Raw genomic sequence first — 17,014 nt, forward strand, 5'->3', positions numbered from 1 at the left:
GGCCTCCCTCAGCGGCGGGCGTCGTCCGTCGCCTCGATGTGGTCGGCGACGGCCACGACGAGGACCTGGCTGTCGGGCACAGTCGCCCGCCAGCGGTGGCGCACACCGCCGGTCAGATACAGGCTGTCGCCGCGGCCGAGCCGGTGTGCCCTGCCCTCCGCCTCGACCTCGACGGCGCCGCCCACGACGTACATCAACTCGTCGTTGCGGTGCTGGAATTCGCGCCCCTCGTCATGGTCGCCGGAGAACTCGATCGCGTGCAGCTGATGGTGGCCGCGCACCAGGTTGCGGACGCGGGCGTCGGGCGTCGAGCCCTCCCGGTCGCCCTCGTCGGCGCGCACCAGGTCGACCGTGCAGGCGGGGTCGGCGGCGGCGAGCAGTTCGACGTCGGTGGTCAGCAGGGCGTCGGCGACGCGCTGCAGGGAACGCCTGCTGGGCCGCGCCCGTTCGTTCTCGACCTGGCTCAGGAAGGGCACCGAGAGACCGCTGCGCTCGGCCACCACGGCGAGGGTGAGCTCCAGCTGCCGGCGGCGGCGCCGCACGGCCGAGCCCACTCGGAGGGTTTCCTTCTGCTCGTCCATCGCCTCGGCTCCCTTCTGCGCATCGGTCCACTCTCAACCCTGTTGGGTTTTCTGCACCCTACGCATGTTCGCCAAACGGTTCTGCCCCGTTGCGAGGACCGACGCCTACAGCTTGCGCCAGTAGATAAGCTGCCCCGCCTCTCCGGGAGCCGCCCCTTCCCCCGGAACGAAGAGGCTCACCAGCAAAGCAGGTCTGCCTTGAGGATCGGTCAGGAGCGTCGCCGAAGGGTTGGCGAAGGCGCTGCTGCCGCCGTGCGTGCGGATGGCGAGGCGGTCCGCGGTGCCGCTCACGGGGTCGTAGGCATAGGTCCGCCAGCTCCCGAAGTCGCCGCGCCACCGCTGCCCCTCCACGAGGAGCACCCGCCGCCCGTCGAGCTCGACGGGCGCCCGGTCGCCGATGTTCCCGCTGTTGCCCCAGGTCTGCAGGGCCCGGTCGAGCCGCCGGTCCGGCTCCGCGTGCCAGTGCCGGAAGCCGGTGAGCGTGGCGCGCAGCTGGCGGTCGGTGTCGCAGCCGGCGCGGTAGTGCCCGGTGAGGTGGACGGTGTCGCCGTGTACGGCGGTGATGTCGGGCGTGCCCTCCGCGCACCGCGAGAGGGTGCGCGGCGCGTCATAGGCCCGTGCCGCGCGCCCGTCGAGCAGCGCGTCCTCGTCGGCGTACGCGCGCACCGCTATGTGGTTCTCCGGGTCCTTCTCGTACGCGAGGACATATCCACCGCGCCCGTCATCGGCGAGGGACGCCTGATGGGTGCCGGGGCCGAAGTCGTGGCGGCGCTGCCAGTGCCGCAGATCGGTGGAGGTGGCGACGGCTGCGTGGAAGCGGCCGTCGTCCAGAAGCGTGTGGTAGACGGCCAGATAGGTGCCGTCGGAGCGCTGGGTGATCTGGGCGGCGTCCATGGTGCGGCCGGTGTCGTCCCGGGCGTCGTAGCGGTGCCCGTCGGCGGCGCGCACGTCACCGGCGAGCGCGGCGAACCGTGCGGTGCCGGCGGACGCGGGGGCCGCGCTCGCGGTCGGCATGCGCGAGATGAGCAGCACCCCGATGAGGGCGAGGGCCAGAGTGACCAGGAGGGGCAGGGCCCGGGAGGAGCGGGTGACGGTCACGGGGAGGGGGCTCACAGAGGTTGGCGGGAACCTCACCGAGGTTAAGGAATCGTCCCGTCAACCGGTACGACAGGCGGGGTGGGATGCGCCACACGGCACGTCCCACCCCGCCCCCGTCAAGCAGCCTCGAGCGGCGTCAAGCCACCCGGGTCAGCTGACCCGGTCGTAGTACGCCTTCGCCTTCTTGCGGCACTGCGCCCGCTCGGCCTTGGTCTTGTTCGGCTGGGCGGCGCACTGCCGGTTCATGTCGAAGAGGAACGCCTTGTCGACGCGGCGCTCGTGCGTCGAGCCCGCGAACGCCTTCTTGCCTATCAGTTCCTTGTAATTGCGGTACCCGAAGTCGTGCCGCGCGCAGGAGAGGCGGAAGTCGAAGCCGCCCGGCTTGTCGGCGAGACGTGTGCACCAGTCGGTGTCCCACCGGAAGTTCCAGCGGTCGACCCCTGTCTTGGCGAGCCTGCGTGCCTGACGCCAGTCCGTGACGCTCGTCTCCGTGGAGCGGGTCAGCTCGTACAGACGCCGCAGCTTGCTCGAGCCGCCCGCCGCCGATTCGGCGCCGCCGGCCGTGGCCGCCGCGGCCTCAGGACTGGGTTCGGACGTGGCCGTGGCCACGCCCGAACCCGCGACCAGAGCTCCCGCCGCAGCCAGCGACGCGACGGTGATGCGCGAGATGCGCGTGATGACCATTCTGTTGTTCCCCGTTCATCGTTCATCGATCTTGCTCGACCAACCGGCAGGATCGTATGAATCCCGGAGAACGCTTCATAGTGAATCTTTGTGCACTGCCCTTTAGTGCAAGGAGCCCCTTCGAGCGCAAGGAGCCCCTTTTAGTGCAAGGAGCCTTTTGTCCCGTCCGGGCACAACAGGCCGTGGTGGACTATGGCGAGAACGACGGCGTCGAGACGGGTTCTGAGCCCCAACTTCTCGATGATGCGCGCGACATGCGCCTTCACCGTGCGCTCCGCTATCCCGAGCTGCCGGGCGAGGGCGGGGTTGGGCAACCCGGCCCCCAGGAGCAGCATCACTTCCCTCTCACGGACCGTCAGATCACTGACGGCCGGCGGCTCCAGGCCCGAGTGGAGTGCGGACCGGCACGGACAGTGGGGCTCCTGCTCGGTGTTCTGAGTGGTCACTTCGATGGTCACTTTCCCCGTTCCCCGTTCCCCGTTGTCATGACTCTCAACACGCACTGTAGGCCAAGGTGTTCGCAGTAGTGAGGCAGAAATGTCACCGTCTCGTCCCCGACCAACTGCGGGCGCTGACCGTGCTGTTGCTGCCTGCGACCTGCGAAAGGAGCCAATGTCACCCAAAGCCTCCGATGTGCTCTTACGCCAGCACATTGCGAATGCGACCAGCATTCCTGAGCCCATGAACTACTGGGCCCATGAACGACTGAGCCCCGCCGACGGCACGCTGCCGTCGGCGGGGCTCAACTGTGCTGCGGTTCCGGCTACTTCACCGGCGCCATCTTGTCGACGATGCCCGGGTGGGCCTCGACCCACTTCTGCACGCCGGCTTCTTCCTTGCCCTTGCCTGCCTTCTGGACGGCCTGCTCGAGACTCATCAGCTCGTCAGGGCTCATGTGCCAGTTCTTCAGCCAGCCGCCCAGCTCCGAGTACTTCTTCGGGAAGCCCTTGTTGGCCAGCGTCTTGATCTGGTTGTTGGCACCCCAGGTCTTCTTGGGGTCCTCAAGGCGCGTGAGGTCGTACTTGTCGTACGCCCAGTGCGGCGACCAGAGCACGACCGCGACCGGCTCCTTCTTCGCGTACGCGCGCTCCAGCTCGGCGAGCATCGAACTCGTGCCCGCGCTGGTCAGGTTGAAGTCGTCCAAGCCGTAGGCCGGCATGACCTTGTCCTTGAGGCGCGTCATCTGGCCGGTGCCCGGCTCGATGCCGACGATCCTGCCCTTGAACTTGTCCTTGTTCTTGCGCAGATCGTCCATGGTCTTCACGCCCTTGACGTAGGACGGGACCGCGACTTCGAGCGACGTCTTGTCGTACCACGCACCGACGTCGACGAGATCCTTCTTGTACTTCTCCCAGTACTGCTTCTGCGCGACCGGCAGCCAGCCGTCGAGTTCGACGTCGATCTGCCCGGTGGACAGGCCCGTGAACAGCGGGCCGACGTCGAGCTTGGTGGTCTTCGGCTTGTAGCCGCGCTTCTCCAGGACGTTCTTCCACAGGTACGTGGTGGCGATGCCCTCGTCCCACGCCGGGTAGCCGATGTTCGGCGCGGCGCCGGCCTGCCTGCCCTTCTCGTACGTGGCCTTGGCGACCGGGGCCATCTTGTCGACGATGCCCGGGTTCTTCTTCATCCAGGCCTTGACGCCCTGGTCCTGCTTGCCCTTGCCGGCGTCCTGGATCTCGCCTTCGAGGGAGGTCAGCTGCGCCTCACTGAGCTTGAAGTCCTTCAGCCACTGCGCGACCTGCGGCTCCTTCTCGGCGAAGCCCTTGCGGCCGAGGGTGTGGATGCCGTCGCCCGAACCGAAGGAGCCCTTGGGGTCCTTCAGCTTGGTCAGCTCGTACTTGTCGTACGCCCAGTGCGGCGACCAGAGCGTGACCGCGATGGGCTCCTTCTTCGCGTACGCGCGGTCGAGCTGGGCGAGCATCGCCGAGGTGTTGGACTTGACCAGCTCGTACTTGCCCTTGAGGCCGTAGTCGCGCTGGACCTTGTCCTCGTAGAGCTTCGTCTCGCCGGCGCCGGGCTCGATGCCGTAGATCTTGCCCTTGAAGAGGTCGCTCTTGCCCTTGAGGTCGTCGAGCGTCTTGACGCCCTTGACGTACTTGGGCACCGCGATCTCGAGCGAGGTCGGCTCGTACCAGCTGCCGTAGTCCTCCAGCTGGTCCTTGTACTTGCTCCAGTACGGGGCGTGCGTGGCCGGCAGCCAGGAGTTGGTCTGTACGTCGATGCTGCCCTGCGCCTGGCCGTTGTAGAGGGCGCCCACTTCGAGGGCCTTCACATCGGGCTTGAAGCCACGCTGCTCGAGGACGTTCTTCCACAGGTACGTGGAGGCGGTGCCCTCGGGCCAGTCGATGTAGCCCATGTTGATCGTGCGGCCCTGGCCGACGTTCGCGGAGACCTTGGGGCCTTCGTCGTCCTTGCCGAAGATGTTCAGGCCACCGGCGACGAGCGCCAGGACCAGGACACCGACCATGGCGACCGGCGTGGCCGGCTTCCACCGCATGATCTTCAGGCCGCCGAGCGCGGAGTCGGCCTTGGCCAGGGCGCGTCGGCCGAGCGGCGAGACCCGCTGGTTGAGGGCGCCGGTCATGCGGTCCAGGTACATCGCGAGAATGACCACCGCGATACCGCCCTCGAAGCCGAGCGCGACATCGACGGAGCTGATGCCGTCGTACACGGTGGAGCCGAGACCGCCACCGCCGACCATGCCGGCGACGACCACCATCGACAGGGCGAGCATGATCGCCTGATTGACGCCCGCCATGATCGTGGGCAGGGCAAGGGGGAGCTGGACGCGCCACAGCGTGTTGCGCGGGTGCGTGCCGAACGCCTCGGCGGCCTCGATCAGTTCCTCGTCGACCTGCCGGATGCCGAGCTCGGCGAGACGGACGGCCGGCGGCATCGCGAACACGATGGTCGCGACCATGCCGGGGACCGGGCCGACGCCGAAGAAGAAGATGCCCGGGATCAGATAGACCATGGCGGGCATGGTCTGCATGAAGTCGAGCACCGGGCGTATCAGACCGCTGACGGTGCGGTTCTTGGCCGCCCAGATGCCGATCGGCAGCGCGAACAGGAAGATGATCAAGCAGGAGACGAGCACGAGGGACAGCGTGTTCATCGCCGGTTCCCACTGCTCGATCGAGTCGATAAGGGCGAATCCCGCGAAGGTCGCCACTGCGGCGAGCAGCCCGCGCAGCCAGAAGGCGAACACGGCGAAGATGCCGATGAGGATGAGCGGTTCGGGCGAGGTGAGGACCGCGTTGACGCCGTCGTAGGCGTTCCCGACGACCAGCTTGATGAAGTCGAAGAGCCACTCGCAGTTGTCACGCAGCCAGTCGACTCCGGAGGCGACCCAGTCGCCGATGTGGATCCTAGGCACTGGCGATCACCTTGTTCTCCTCCGCGGCGGGCATCGGCTCGCCGAGCACGGCGAGCAGCCGCTCACTCGGTACGACACCGATGAGCGCGCCTTCGCCGTCGGTGACGGCCACGGCGACGGTGCTGGTGGAGCACGGCGTGAACAGCTCGATGATCGGCGTAGCGGCGGAGACGGTCGCCGGAGCGGCGGACAACACGTCCTGTGCGGTATGCAGCTCCTTGCCCTCGGGCGTCTTCGTACCGAAGGCGGTCTCGGGCTCGTCCATGATCGCGCCCGCCGTGAGCACGCGGGCCCGGTCGACGTCCTGCGTGAACGACGCGACGTAGTCGTTGGCCGGGGTCACGAGGATGTCCTCGGCGGTGCCGATCTGGACGATGCGGCCGTCGCGCATGACGGCGATCTGGTCGCCCAGGCGCATGGCCTCGTTCAGGTCGTGGGTGATGAAGACGATGGTCTTCTTCAGCCGCTTCTGGAGTTCGAGGAGCTGGTCCTGCATGTCGCGGCGGATCAGCGGGTCGAGCGCGCTGAACGACTCGTCCATGAGGAGCAGGTCGGCGTCGGTGGCCAGGGCGCGGGCCAGGCCCACGCGCTGCTGCATGCCGCCGGACAGCTCGTCGGGCCAGGACTTCTCCCAGCCCTTCAGTCCGGCGAGTTCGAGCGCGACCGTGGCGCGCTCCTCGCGCTCTGCGCGGGGCACGCCCTGCACCTCGAGGCCGTAACCGGCGTTCTCCAGGACGCTGCGGTGCGGGAAGAGGGCGAAGTGCTGGAAGACCATGCTGATCTTCTTGGAGCGCACCTCGCGCAGCTCACGGGCGCTCAGACCGGTCAGATCCTGTCCGTCGAAGAGCACCTGTCCGGCCGTTGGTTCCGACAGACCGTTGAGCATGCGCAACAACGTGGACTTGCCGGATCCGGAGAGACCCATGACGACGAAGATCTGGCCCGGCTCGACCGTGAAGGAGGCGTCGATCACCGCGGCAGTGGTGCCTTCGGCGCGCAGCTCATCGCGGTCGGTTCCGTGGCGGAGTTTCTCCACCGCGTCAGCGGGTCGTCTGCCGAACACCTTGTACAAGTGCTCGGCTTGCAGCCTGGACACATACACCTCTCGGGTTGAACCACAACGGCCCGCCTCCCCCGCCGGCGGGCCGTGGAGCGACGCGGGTTCCGCCCGCTTACGTGCCCGATGCAATAGTTGAATCATCGACCGGGAGCGCTCCGCGTGCGCGCCTGCCCTCGCATACAAGAATCAAACGCAGGCGTGTTCCAGTTCACATTTGTTGCATGCTCTGCACTGCGCGGCGCGATGCGCAACAGACCGTGCGCTGTCAGTGCCGTGCGGCATGATGCGAACGTGACTCAGCAAACGCGACGGCTCATGCTGCTCGACACGGCCTCTCTGTACTACCGCGCCTATTTCGGGGTCCCCGATTCCGTGAAGGCCCCGGACGGCACCCCGGTCAACGCGGTGCGCGGTCTGCTCGACTTCATCGCCCGGCTCGTCCAGGACCACCGGCCCGACGACCTGGTCGCCTGCTGGGACGCGGACTGGCGCCCGCACTGGCGGGTCGAGCTGATCCCCTCGTACAAGGCGCATCGCGTCGCCGAGGAGGTCGAGCAGGGACCGGACGCCGAAGAGACCCCGGACACGCTCGCGCCGCAGGTCCCGATCATCGAGGACGTCCTGGACGCACTCGGCATCGCCCGCGTGGGCGCGGCGTCGTACGAGGCCGACGACGTGATCGGTTCGTACGCCGCCCGGGCCACCGGCCCCGTCGACATCGTCACCGGCGACCGCGACCTCTATCAGCTGGTCGACGACGAGCGCGGCATCCGCGTCCTCTACCCCCTCAAGGGCGTCGGCAGCCTCCAGCTCACGGACGAGAACTGGCTGCGGGAGAAGTACGGCGTGGACGGCGGCGGCTATGTCGACCTCGCGCTGCTGCGCGGCGACCCGAGCGACGGGCTGCCCGGCGTGCCCGGCATCGGCGAGAAGACCGCGGCCAAGCTCCTCGACGCGTACGGAAATCTGGCCGGAATCATGGCCGCCGTGGACGACCCGAAGAGCAAGCTGACGCCATCTCAGCGCAAGCGGCTCGACGAATCCCGGCCATATGTGGCGGTCGCTCCGACGGTGGTCCGCGTCGCGGACGACGTGCCGCTGCCGGACATCGACCTCGCGCTGCCGAGCGAGCCGCGCGATCCGGCGGCCCTGGACGAGCTCGCTGCGCGATGGGGACTCGGTGGCGCGCTCCAGCGGTTGTTGTCCACCCTTCAGGACTGAGGTGCTAGCTTAGGTAAGCCTAAGCAAATTTTGATCAGGGGAGGCGTCCGCCATGGCAGAACGTCCTGCACGCACAGCACCCAAGACCCATGTGGCGCAGGTCGTGCGCACCGAACGCCTCACCCCACATATGCAGCGCGTGGTCCTCGGCGGCGAGGGCCTCGCCGAGTTCACGGCGGGCGATTCCACGGATCACTACGTGAAACTGCTCTTCCCCGCCGAGGGTGCGACGTATCCGGAGCCCTTCGACATCCAGCGGATCCGTGCGGAGTTCCCGCGCGACCAGTGGCCCGTGACGCGTACGTACACGGTCCGCCGGTGGGACCCGCAGGCCCGCGAGCTTGCCCTCGACTTCGTCATCCACGGCGACGAGGGCCTGGCGGGGCCGTGGGCCCGGCGCGTGCAGCCCGGCACCACGGTGCGCTTCCTCGGCCCGGGCGGCGGCTATGCCCCGGACGCCGCGGCCGACTGGCACCTGCTCGCCGGTGACGAGAGCGCACTGCCCGCAATCGCCGCCGCGCTGGAGGCGCTGCCCGAGGGGGCCAAGGCGTACGCCTTCGTGGAGGTCGGCGACGCGGACGAGGAGCAGAAGGTCGATTCGGCCGCGGACATCGAGTGGCTGCACCGCGGGCAGCGCCCTGTCGGCGAGGCCCTGGTCGAAGCGGTGCGCTCGCTGGACTTCCCCGACGGCGACCTCCAGGCGTTCGTGCACGGCGAGGCAGGCTTCGTGAAGGAGCTGCGCCGCTATCTGCGCGTGGAGCGTGAGGTGCCGCGCGAGCGGCTTTCCATCTCCGGGTATTGGCGGCTCGGCCACAATGAGGATGGCTGGCAGGCGTCGAAGCGGGAGTGGAACGCGCAGGTGGAGGCTGAGCAGGAGGCTGCGGCGTAGCGCTGCGCTTGGCTGGGCGGGACGGGGCCTCTCCCGTCCGCCCGCCGGTGGGGGCTTGTCGCGCCCACGCGGCGGAGCCGCATATCGGCACAGCCCCGCGCCCCCTACGGGGCCTCGAAAATCGGCCCCCTGTAGCGGTGGGCGCTGTCACGATGAGCCCATGCCCTTCAAGATCTCTGACGTAGTCGCAGCGGGGACGCTCGCCCGGCAGGCGCAGCCCACCATTCCCGTCCCCGGCGGCCTCGTCATCCGACCCTGGTCGCCGGATGACGCGCCCGCCGTGTACGAGGCGTTCCAGGACCCGCTGATACAGCGCTGGCACGCGCGGGACGCCGAGTCGGTCGACGAGGCCCGGGGCTGGATCGACGGCTGGCGCAAGGCCTGGTCCGAGGAGAAGGACGCGTACTGGGCGATCGCCGACGCCGCCACGGACGAGCTGGTGGGCCGGATCGCGCTGCGCCTGATCGTGCTCGCCGACGGACAGGCCGAAGTCGCCTACTGGACCATGCCTTCGGCCCGCGGCCGTGGCATCGCCCCGCGCGCCCTGACCGCGCTGTCGCACTGGGCCTTCGACGAGTTGGGCCTGCACCGCCTCGAACTCACCCACTCCGTGGCCAACGAGGCATCGTGCCGGGTGGCCCTCAAGACGGGCTTCGCCGTGGAGGGCACCAAGCGCAGCGCGGTCCTCCACGCGGACGGCTGGCATGACATGCATCTGCATGCACGGGTCAAGGACGACAGCTGACGCCCGACCCCGGGATTCGGGTGGGTGGGCGGGAAGGCCTTGCGCGGGCCGAAGCTGCCGGGCCACGCACGAAGCAACCTCGCACCCGGTAGGCGCCCCGCCAGCCCCCGTACCCTTCAACCTGTGACCCGCAAGCCCCGCATCCCGCCCTCTCCCCTGCCCCAGCGCCGCGGCGTCGACCCCGTGCGGGTCAAACTGCCGGCCGACGGGGCGTGGGAGACCGTGCGGGATCACCTCGTGGCACGGCTCAAGGCCGGGCCGGGAGTGATCGACGGGATGCTGCGGGACGGGCGGATCGTCGGGGCCGACGGCGTGCCGGTGACGGCGGACGCGCCCTATGTGCCCGGCGCCTTCGTGTGGTTCCACCGCGATCTGCCGGACGAGGTCCCGGTGCCGTACGCCATCGACGTCGTCTACCGCGACGAGCACATCGTCGTCGCCGACAAACCGCATTTCCTCGCCACCACACCCCGCGGCAGCCATGTCACCGAGACCGCGCTCGCCCGGCTCCGCACGGAGCTCGATCTGCCCACGCTGGGCGCCGCGCACCGCCTGGACCGGCTCACCGCGGGCCTGATCCTATTCACCGTGCGGCCCGCCGAACGCGGCGCCTACCAGACGCTGTTCGGCGAGCGGCGGGTCCGCAAGGAGTACGAGGCCGTGGCGGCGTACGATCCAGCGGCCGAACTGCCCCGCACCGTACGCAGTCACATCGTGAAGGAACGCGGTGTCATCGCCGCCTACGAAGTGCCGGGCGCCGAGCCGAACAGCGAGAGCGAGATCCAACTCGCCGAGCACAACGGCGAGTTGGCCCGCTACCGGCTGACCCCGCACACCGGCCGCACCCACCAGCTGCGCCTCCACATGAGCACCCTGGGTCTGCCGATCCTCGGCGATCCGATCTACCCCGTGGTGCGGGGGCCCGTGCCGCCGGACGATTTCCGGCGGCCGCTCCAACTCCTCTCCCGTGTCCTGGAGTTCACCGACCCCGTCACGGGCGCCGAGCACCGCTTCGTCAGCGCGCGCGGGCTCGGCGCCTGGACCGCGTACGACACCTGGCAGGGGCCGGACGCCCGTCAGTAGCCGCGCCACCAGGTGACGAAGCGCCGCCACGCGCCCTGGCGCGGCACGGTCGCGGCCACCGGCTCCGGTGCGGGCGGCGGCGTGGGCCCCGGCTGGGGCACGACCGGCGCCGGCTGGGCGGGCCGGGGTGCCGGGGACGACACCTGCCAGTCGTTGCGCGGCCCCGGCACCTTCGCCATCGGCCGGGCCGTCACATCCTGCGGCGGCCTGGGCGCGAAATGCACCGGCAGCGACACCAGATGCCGCGAGAGGATCGACGAGTTCCACCTCAACTCGTGTTCCTCGACGTCGAGTTCCACATCCGGGAAGCGCATCAGCAGCGCGTCGACGCCGGTGTCGGCGATGGCGCGCCCGATGTCCTGCCCCGGGCACTCGTGCGGACCGCCGCCGAATGCCAGATGGGAGCGGTTGCCCTGCATATTGGCGGCGAGATCCGGGCGTACGACGGGGTCCACGTTGCCCGGCGCGATGCCGAAGATCAGACCGTCGCCCGCCTTGATCTGCTTGCCGCCGAGCTGCGTGTCCTGCTTGGCGAAGTAGCCGACCATGGCGCTGAACGGCGGCTCGTCCCACAGCGACTGCTCGACCGCCTCCGGGACGGTCATCTGGCCGCCGCTGAGCTGGGCACGGAAGCGCGGGTCGGTGAGGACCATCCGCAGGGCGTTGGAGATGAGGTTGACCGTCGCCTCGTACGCGGCGCAGAGCACGAGCCGCAGATGCGCCGCGACCTCGTCGTCCGTGAGCTGCGCGGGCTGGGCCATGAGGTTGCTGGTGAAGTCCTCCTCCGCCTTCGCCCGGCGCCGCGCCACCAGGCGCAGCAGCGCCTCCATGATGTACGCGTTGCTGGCGATGGCGGTCTCGGTGCCCCTGATCATGTCGCGGACGGCCTGCACCATCCGCTCGTTGTACTCCTCGGGCATGCCGAGGACATGGCACATCACCATCATCGGCAGATGCTCGGCGTACCCGCTCACCAGGTCGGCCTTGCCGTCCTGGCAGATGTCGTTGAGCAGCAGGTTGCTGTAGCGGTTGATGTAGCGGCGGATGCCCCGGTGGTCGAGGCCTCCCATGGCGCCGGTGACCGCGCCGCGCAGCCGCTCATGCTCGGCGCCCTCCGCGAAGGTGGCCATGGGCTGCCAGGTGACGACGGGGGCGAGCGGGTTGTCGGGGCCCATGGTGCCGTCCATGACGGCCCGCCACTGGCGCGAGTCGCGGGTGAACTGCGAGGGGGTGCGCACCATGTGGAGGTTCTCGCTGTGGCCGAGGACCGCCCAGATCGGTACGTCGTTGTGCAGCAGGGCCGGGGCCACCGCTCCGTGTTCGGCGCGCAGCTTCTCGTACACGCCTGCGAGGTCGGTATCCGCCTCGGGACCATAAAGGCGGCGCAGGCCGCCGGGTCCGAGGCCGTGGGCGGGGCAGCCGGGGGGCGGCAGGGATGGGTCGTCCGTGCCGGGGTGGGAGTGGGAGGGGGTCGTCACGTTCGTCGCTCCGGGGTTGCGGATGAGATGAGGGTCAGACGCGGGCCACGGTCAGGGAGTGCAGATACCGCATGAGGGTCAGCAGGGTGTCCCGGCTCGACACGCGCTGCCGGGCGTCGCACTTCACGATCGGCACCGCCTCGTCCAGGTCGAGGGCGCCACGCAGCGCCGGGATCGCGTGCTGCGGCGCGTCGGGAAAGTCGTTGATCGCGACGACGAAGGGCACTCCGCGCTCCTCGAGGCGGCCGATCACGTCGAAGCTGACTTCCAGGCGCCGGGTGTCGACGAGGACGACCGCGCCGAGCGCGCCTTCGAAGAGCCCGTTCCACAGGAACCAGAAGCGCTCCTGTCCCGGGGTGCCGAACAGATAGAGCACCAGCTCTTCGGAGATGCTGATCCGGCCGAAGTCCATCGCCACGGTTGTGGCCGTCTTGGACTCGGAGCCGTAGTTGTCGTCCACGCCGATGCCGGCCTGGGTCATGGTCTCTTCGGTGGTCAGCGGCCTGATCTCGCTGACCGAACCGACCATCGTCGTCTTGCCGACCCCGAACCCGCCCACGATCACGACCTTCACCGCGGCCGTGGCCGTGTGCGGCAGCACGTCCTCGCTGCTGGGTCCGGTGATCGTGTCGGTGTTCTCAGAGTTTCTGAAGTCCATGCATCACCGCTTCGAGGAGGGAACGGTCGGGGAGCGTGGAGCGGACGATCGGCTCGCGCGCCTGTACGAGGTCGACGGCGAGCATTCTCGTCAGCAGAATCGTGACCACGCTGAACGGCAGCGCCAGATAGGCCGAAAGCTCGGCGACGGACAGCGGCTGTTTGCATAACCGCAGTACGACGGCGTGCTCCGGTTGCGCCGCGGGTGCCGCCTCGCCGTGCGCGACGATCAGGGTGACCAGGTCGATCGGCGCCCGTTCCGTGTCCTCACCCGTGATGGTGTAGAGCCGCTCGGGGTTCTCCGGGCTGCGCCGTACACGCCGGGGAGGGTCGTCGCGGTGGGCAGGAGGGTCGCCTTCCGGAGGAGTCATACGGCCTGCCCGTCTCGCCGGGGCGGGCTCGTCAGATGGGCGCCGATCCGGACGACCAGGTCCCGCATGCGGTTGGCGATGAGGCCCGCGTCCACGGTCTCCTCCGCGAGCACGGCCAGATAGGCACCGGCGCCCGCGGCCATCATGTAGAAGTAGCCGCCGTCGATCTCGATGATCACCATGCGCATCCCGCCTTCGCTGTGCGGGATCTCGGTGGCGACGGCCGCGGCCAGGGACTGAAGTCCCGCGCAGGCGGCGGCGATCCGGTCGGCTCCGTCGGGGTCGCCGCCGTAGCGCGCGATCCGCAGACCGTCCGCGGAGAGCACCACGATCTGCCGGGTCTGCGGCACCCCGTCGGCGAGCTCCTTGAGCATCCAGTCGAAATTGGCCCGTTGCTGGATCACTTCCAGCCCCCCTCGTCCGCGTTGTCGGCGTTGCCGTGGTCGTTCTCGGTCTGGTCCCCGGGGGACGGCGGATCGCCGGCGGTGGTCCCGTCGCCCTTGACGCCCTTCATGAAGGCCTCGATCCACAGACCGGGCTCCTTCTCCTCCTTCTTCTTCACCGGTTCGGGTACGACCGGTGTCGTCGAGGGCTGGGCGTACTGCGCGGCCTGGGCCGCGTACTTCGCGTCCTCGGCCTCCTGGGCGACCCGCTGGCTGAACGATGTGCGGACCCGGCTGCGGCGCTGCGGCAGTCCGTTCGACGTCCACTCGGTGACCTCGGGGACGTCGTCCTCCATGGCCGCGGTGAGTTGTGACTTCGAGAGCGGCGGTCCCGCCGTCATGACGCGGGGCTTCTTGCGCCGGATGCCGTGGGGCTCCTTGATCGGCTCGCCGTCCGCGTTCACCCGGGGCACCGCGGAGGCGCCGATGCCGTGCGCGAGGCCGGGCGCGGGCCCGCTGCTGATCATCTCGCGCGGGACGATGAGTACCGCCCGGACCCCGCCGTACGCGGACTGCCGCAGCGAGACCTGCAGGTTGTACATCTGCGAGAGCCGGCCCACGACGGCCATGCCCAGGCGCGGGGTCTCACCGAGGTCGTTCAGGTCGATGCCGGCCTGGGCCTGGGCGAGCATGCGCTCGGCCCGCGCCCTGGCCTCCTCGCTGAGGCTGACGCCGCCGTCCTCGATCTCGATCGCGATGCCGGTCTGCACCTCGACGGCGGTCACATGGACGCGGGTCTGCGGCGGCGAGTAGCGGGTGGCGTTGTCGAGGAGCTCGGCGCAGGCGTGGATGAGCGGTTCGACCGAGATGCCGCGGATGGCGATCTTGGCGATCGAGTGCAGATCGACGCGCTGGTACTCAAGGATCCGCGACATGGCGCCGCGCAACACGCTGTACAGCGGTACGGGCTTGGGCCATTGGCGTCCGGGTCGGGCGCCGCCGAGCACGGTGATCGAGTCGGCGAGGCGGCCGATCAGCGCGGTGCCGTGGTCGATGCGAAGCAGGTCGTCGAAGACCTCGGGGTTGCGGCCGTGGAACTCCTCCATCTCGCGCAGTTCCGCGGACTGTTGGTGGACGATGGACTGGACGCGCCGGGCGATGTTGACGAAGGCGCGCTGCGAGGACTCGCGCATCGCCTCTCCGGTGTCCAGGGTGTCCAGGACGTCGCGGAGCATCTGCCGCTGTGAATCCGGGAGTTCGGCGAAGGACTCGTCACCGTCGACCAGGTGGCGGATCACTTCCGAGGGTGCTTCGCCCTGCCGGAGCCGGAACACAGCCTCGGGGATGATCTCGCTGCCCAGGCGGATGGTCTCGTCGTCATGGGATGCGATGCGCCGTTCCAGGGAGGCGAGCCGCTGTGCGTACTGCGCGTGGTTCTCGCGGATGGACCGGCCGCGGCGCACCGCTTCGGCGCCGACCGCGATGACCACGAGGGTCGCGATCGCGCCGCACCAGCCGACCGCGATGCGGGCGGGTTCCGTGACCGCCGCGACGGCGGCTCCGGTTGCCGCGGCCATCAGCATGGCGGGCAGCAACAGCACACGTGCGTAAGGGACTTCTCGGCCACCGGGAGGCGATTGAACACTCACCATGTATGCCCTCTGAACACTCGTCTTGGGGGGAGGAATTGGGTGTGATGCTGGGAAATAGGGGGATTCTGTGGGGAGTTGAGAACGGAAGACGTATGCGAACTATCTACAGATCTGGGAACAAGCGCGCGAATCTATCGCAACTCGTTTCAACTCGCCGCGCTCCGGGCGAGCTTAGTCCGCCGGAATCATCGCCGAGTCATATTCCGCAACCCTCTGCAGAGGCCTCACCGACAGGCATACACTCGGCCTCATTTACACGCGTGGCGATCATTCGAACACGTGGAGTGATGACGTCGAACATGCGCGAACACGGCTTCGGCGAGACTTCGGCGGGAGGGGAATCGCCACCGCCCGGCCGTGGTTGACGCTCCGTATGGACGGCTGTTCCACTGGGCGCATGCGCCCTCAGCTCCGGCTGGTCACCCGCGACCACATCGACTTCGGTCGCGTGTGGTCCGCGTCGTGTTGCTCCTGACCGCTTCCAAGTCAGCGCACACCACGACCAGTTGAGATGAGGCTCCACCATGCCCGTCGAGTTCCTCGGCATCGCAGCGACCAACGAAGGCTCCGAAGTCACCGCGCGCTCCGGCGCCTCCTTCGACAAGGACTACACGCTCAGGCTCGCCCGGGCCCACGAGGACCACGGCTGGGACCGCGTCCTGTTCGCCTACGGATCCGGCTCCCCCGACCCCTCCCCCGCCGCCGCCTACATAGCGGCCCGCACGGACAAGCTCCAGATCCTGGTCGCGCACCGCCCGAACGTCTCGTACCCCACCTTCGCCGCCAAGACCTTCGCGACCCTGGACCGGATCAGCGACGGCCGCCTCGCGGTGCACTTCATCACCGGCGGCAACGACCAAGAGCAGCAGCGCGAGGGCGACTTCCTCACCAAGGACGAGCGGTACGCACGCACCCGCGAGGCCATCCAGATCATCAAGAAGGCGTGGACCTCGCACGAGCCCTTCGACCACGAGGGCGCGCACTACCGCTTCAAGGACTTCGTCAGCGACACCTTCCCGGTCCAACAGCCGCATCCGCGCGTCTCGTTCGGGGGTTCATCGCCCGCCGCGTACGCAGCCGGGGGCGCCGAGGCCGACATCTACTGCCTGTGGGGCGAGCCTTTGGCGCAGACCGCCGAACAGATCGAGTCGGTGAAGGCGGCGGCGAAGGCCGCGGGCCGCACCGACGTCCCCCGGATCCAGGTGGCGTTCCGCCCGATCATCGCGCCGACGGAGGAACTGGCCTGGGAGAAGGCGCATGCGACGCTGGCCCGCATCAAGGCACGCAAGGCGGGCGCGCCGCCGTCCCGCCGCCACCCGCTGAAGAACCCGGAGAACTCGGGCTCGCAGCGGCTCCTGGCGGTGGCGGCATCGGGCGAGCGGCACGACCGCGCCCTGTGGACGCCGACCGCGGCGGAGACCGGCGGCGCCGGCAACTCAACGGCCCTGGTGGGCACTCCGGAGACGGTCGCCCAGGCCCTGCTCGACTACTACGACCTGGGCGTCGACATCCTCTCGGTCCGCGGCTACGACCTCCTGGACGACGCGATCGACTTCGGCCGCCAGGTGATCCCGATCGTGCGCGAAGAGGTCGCGAAGCGAGACGCCGCGCGATCGAGCTCGGCGGCGTAGTTTTCATCCCCTCCGGCGTTTGAGGAGCGGGGGTCTGGGGGGCAGAGCCCCCCACGCGGCGGAGCCGCAAAATGTCACAGCCGGGAAGGGGCGGGATCGGGGAAG

General features: G+C 69.1%; 16 protein-coding genes. 5 read left to right on the forward strand and 11 right to left on the reverse strand.

The annotated features are described in order from the left end of the window. Positions 1-8: 8 nt before the first annotated feature. The 6 genes from AB0G47_RS21565 to AB0G47_RS21590 form a co-directional block, all read right to left on the reverse strand. A complete protein-coding gene (locus tag AB0G47_RS21565) occupies positions 9-581 on the reverse strand; it encodes an XRE family transcriptional regulator (RefSeq protein ID WP_360772166.1) in 573 nt (190 codons plus the stop codon). 105 nt (positions 582-686) lie between these two features. Beyond that, on the reverse strand, positions 687-1,679 hold the full coding sequence (locus tag AB0G47_RS21570) for a hypothetical protein (RefSeq protein WP_360772169.1): 993 nt from the start codon (positions 1,677-1,679) through the stop codon (positions 687-689). 150 nt (positions 1,680-1,829) lie between these two features. After that, complete coding sequence (locus AB0G47_RS21575; protein ID WP_360772172.1) at positions 1,830-2,363, reverse strand: phospholipase A2; 534 nt, start codon at positions 2,361-2,363, stop codon at positions 1,830-1,832. 140 nt (positions 2,364-2,503) lie between these two features. Further along, positions 2,504-2,821, reverse strand: coding sequence for a helix-turn-helix transcriptional regulator (locus tag AB0G47_RS21580; protein WP_360772175.1), 318 nt, complete (start codon positions 2,819-2,821; stop codon positions 2,504-2,506). Positions 2,822-3,126: 305 nt separating this feature from the next. Further along, on the reverse strand, positions 3,127-5,739 hold the full coding sequence (locus tag AB0G47_RS21585; protein WP_360772178.1) for an ABC transporter permease/substrate binding protein: 2,613 nt from the start codon (positions 5,737-5,739) through the stop codon (positions 3,127-3,129). Further along, positions 5,732-6,835, reverse strand: a complete 1,104-nt coding sequence (locus AB0G47_RS21590) for a glycine betaine/L-proline ABC transporter ATP-binding protein (RefSeq protein ID WP_360772181.1) — start codon at positions 6,833-6,835, stop codon at positions 5,732-5,734. The genes AB0G47_RS21585 and AB0G47_RS21590 overlap by 8 nt, the downstream gene beginning before the upstream one ends. A gap of 279 nt (positions 6,836-7,114) precedes the next feature. Between AB0G47_RS21590 and AB0G47_RS21595 the strand changes: the two genes are divergently transcribed. The 4 genes from AB0G47_RS21595 (at position 7,115) to AB0G47_RS21610 (ending at position 10,737) form a co-directional block, all read left to right on the forward strand. Further along, entirely contained in the window at positions 7,115-8,020 is a 906-nt protein-coding gene (locus AB0G47_RS21595; protein WP_360772438.1) for a 5'-3' exonuclease, read from the forward strand. A 52-nt stretch (positions 8,021-8,072) separates the two neighbouring features. Continuing rightward, positions 8,073-8,909, forward strand: coding sequence for a siderophore-interacting protein (locus AB0G47_RS21600; RefSeq protein WP_360772184.1), 837 nt, complete (start codon positions 8,073-8,075; stop codon positions 8,907-8,909). Between the two features lie 160 nt (positions 8,910-9,069). Then, positions 9,070-9,654 carry a GNAT family N-acetyltransferase gene (locus AB0G47_RS21605; protein ID WP_360772187.1) on the forward strand — a complete coding sequence of 195 codons (585 nt, stop codon included), beginning with the start codon at positions 9,070-9,072 and terminating at the stop codon, positions 9,652-9,654. A 123-nt stretch (positions 9,655-9,777) separates the two neighbouring features. Next, positions 9,778-10,737 carry an RluA family pseudouridine synthase gene (locus tag AB0G47_RS21610; protein WP_360772188.1) on the forward strand — a complete coding sequence of 320 codons (960 nt, stop codon included), beginning with the start codon at positions 9,778-9,780 and terminating at the stop codon, positions 10,735-10,737. On the opposite strand, the gene AB0G47_RS21615 is transcribed toward AB0G47_RS21610, so the two are convergent. From AB0G47_RS21615 to AB0G47_RS21635, 5 genes are read right to left on the reverse strand one after another with little or no spacing between them, the layout of a single operon-like run. Further along, entirely contained in the window at positions 10,731-12,215 is a 1,485-nt protein-coding gene (locus AB0G47_RS21615) for a cytochrome P450 (protein WP_360772190.1), read from the reverse strand. The two genes, AB0G47_RS21610 and AB0G47_RS21615, sit on opposite strands and share 7 nt — an antisense overlap. Positions 12,216-12,249: 34 nt before the next feature. Then, entirely contained in the window at positions 12,250-12,873 is a 624-nt protein-coding gene (locus tag AB0G47_RS21620; protein ID WP_360772193.1) for an ATP/GTP-binding protein, read from the reverse strand. Then, positions 12,854-13,243 (reverse strand): DUF742 domain-containing protein, encoded by a 390-nt coding sequence (locus AB0G47_RS21625; RefSeq protein WP_360772196.1) that lies wholly within the window; start codon positions 13,241-13,243, stop codon positions 12,854-12,856. Before AB0G47_RS21625 ends, AB0G47_RS21620 begins: the two co-directional genes overlap by 20 nt. Then, on the reverse strand, positions 13,240-13,647 hold the full coding sequence (locus AB0G47_RS21630; RefSeq protein ID WP_266868873.1) for a roadblock/LC7 domain-containing protein: 408 nt from the start codon (positions 13,645-13,647) through the stop codon (positions 13,240-13,242). Before AB0G47_RS21630 ends, AB0G47_RS21625 begins: the two co-directional genes overlap by 4 nt. Then, positions 13,644-15,278, reverse strand: a complete 1,635-nt coding sequence (locus AB0G47_RS21635; protein WP_360772198.1) for an ATP-binding protein — start codon at positions 15,276-15,278, stop codon at positions 13,644-13,646. Before AB0G47_RS21635 ends, AB0G47_RS21630 begins: the two co-directional genes overlap by 4 nt. A 524-nt stretch (positions 15,279-15,802) precedes the next feature. Between AB0G47_RS21635 and AB0G47_RS21640 the strand changes: the two genes are divergently transcribed. Further along, positions 15,803-16,909 carry an LLM class flavin-dependent oxidoreductase gene (locus tag AB0G47_RS21640; RefSeq protein WP_360772201.1) on the forward strand — a complete coding sequence of 369 codons (1,107 nt, stop codon included), beginning with the start codon at positions 15,803-15,805 and terminating at the stop codon, positions 16,907-16,909. Positions 16,910-17,014: the final 105 nt, after the last annotated feature.

Origin of the sequence: Streptomyces sp. NPDC021622 (assembly GCF_040640795.1) — a bacterium.
Taxonomy (GTDB): Bacteria; Actinomycetota; Actinomycetes; order Streptomycetales; family Streptomycetaceae; genus Streptomyces.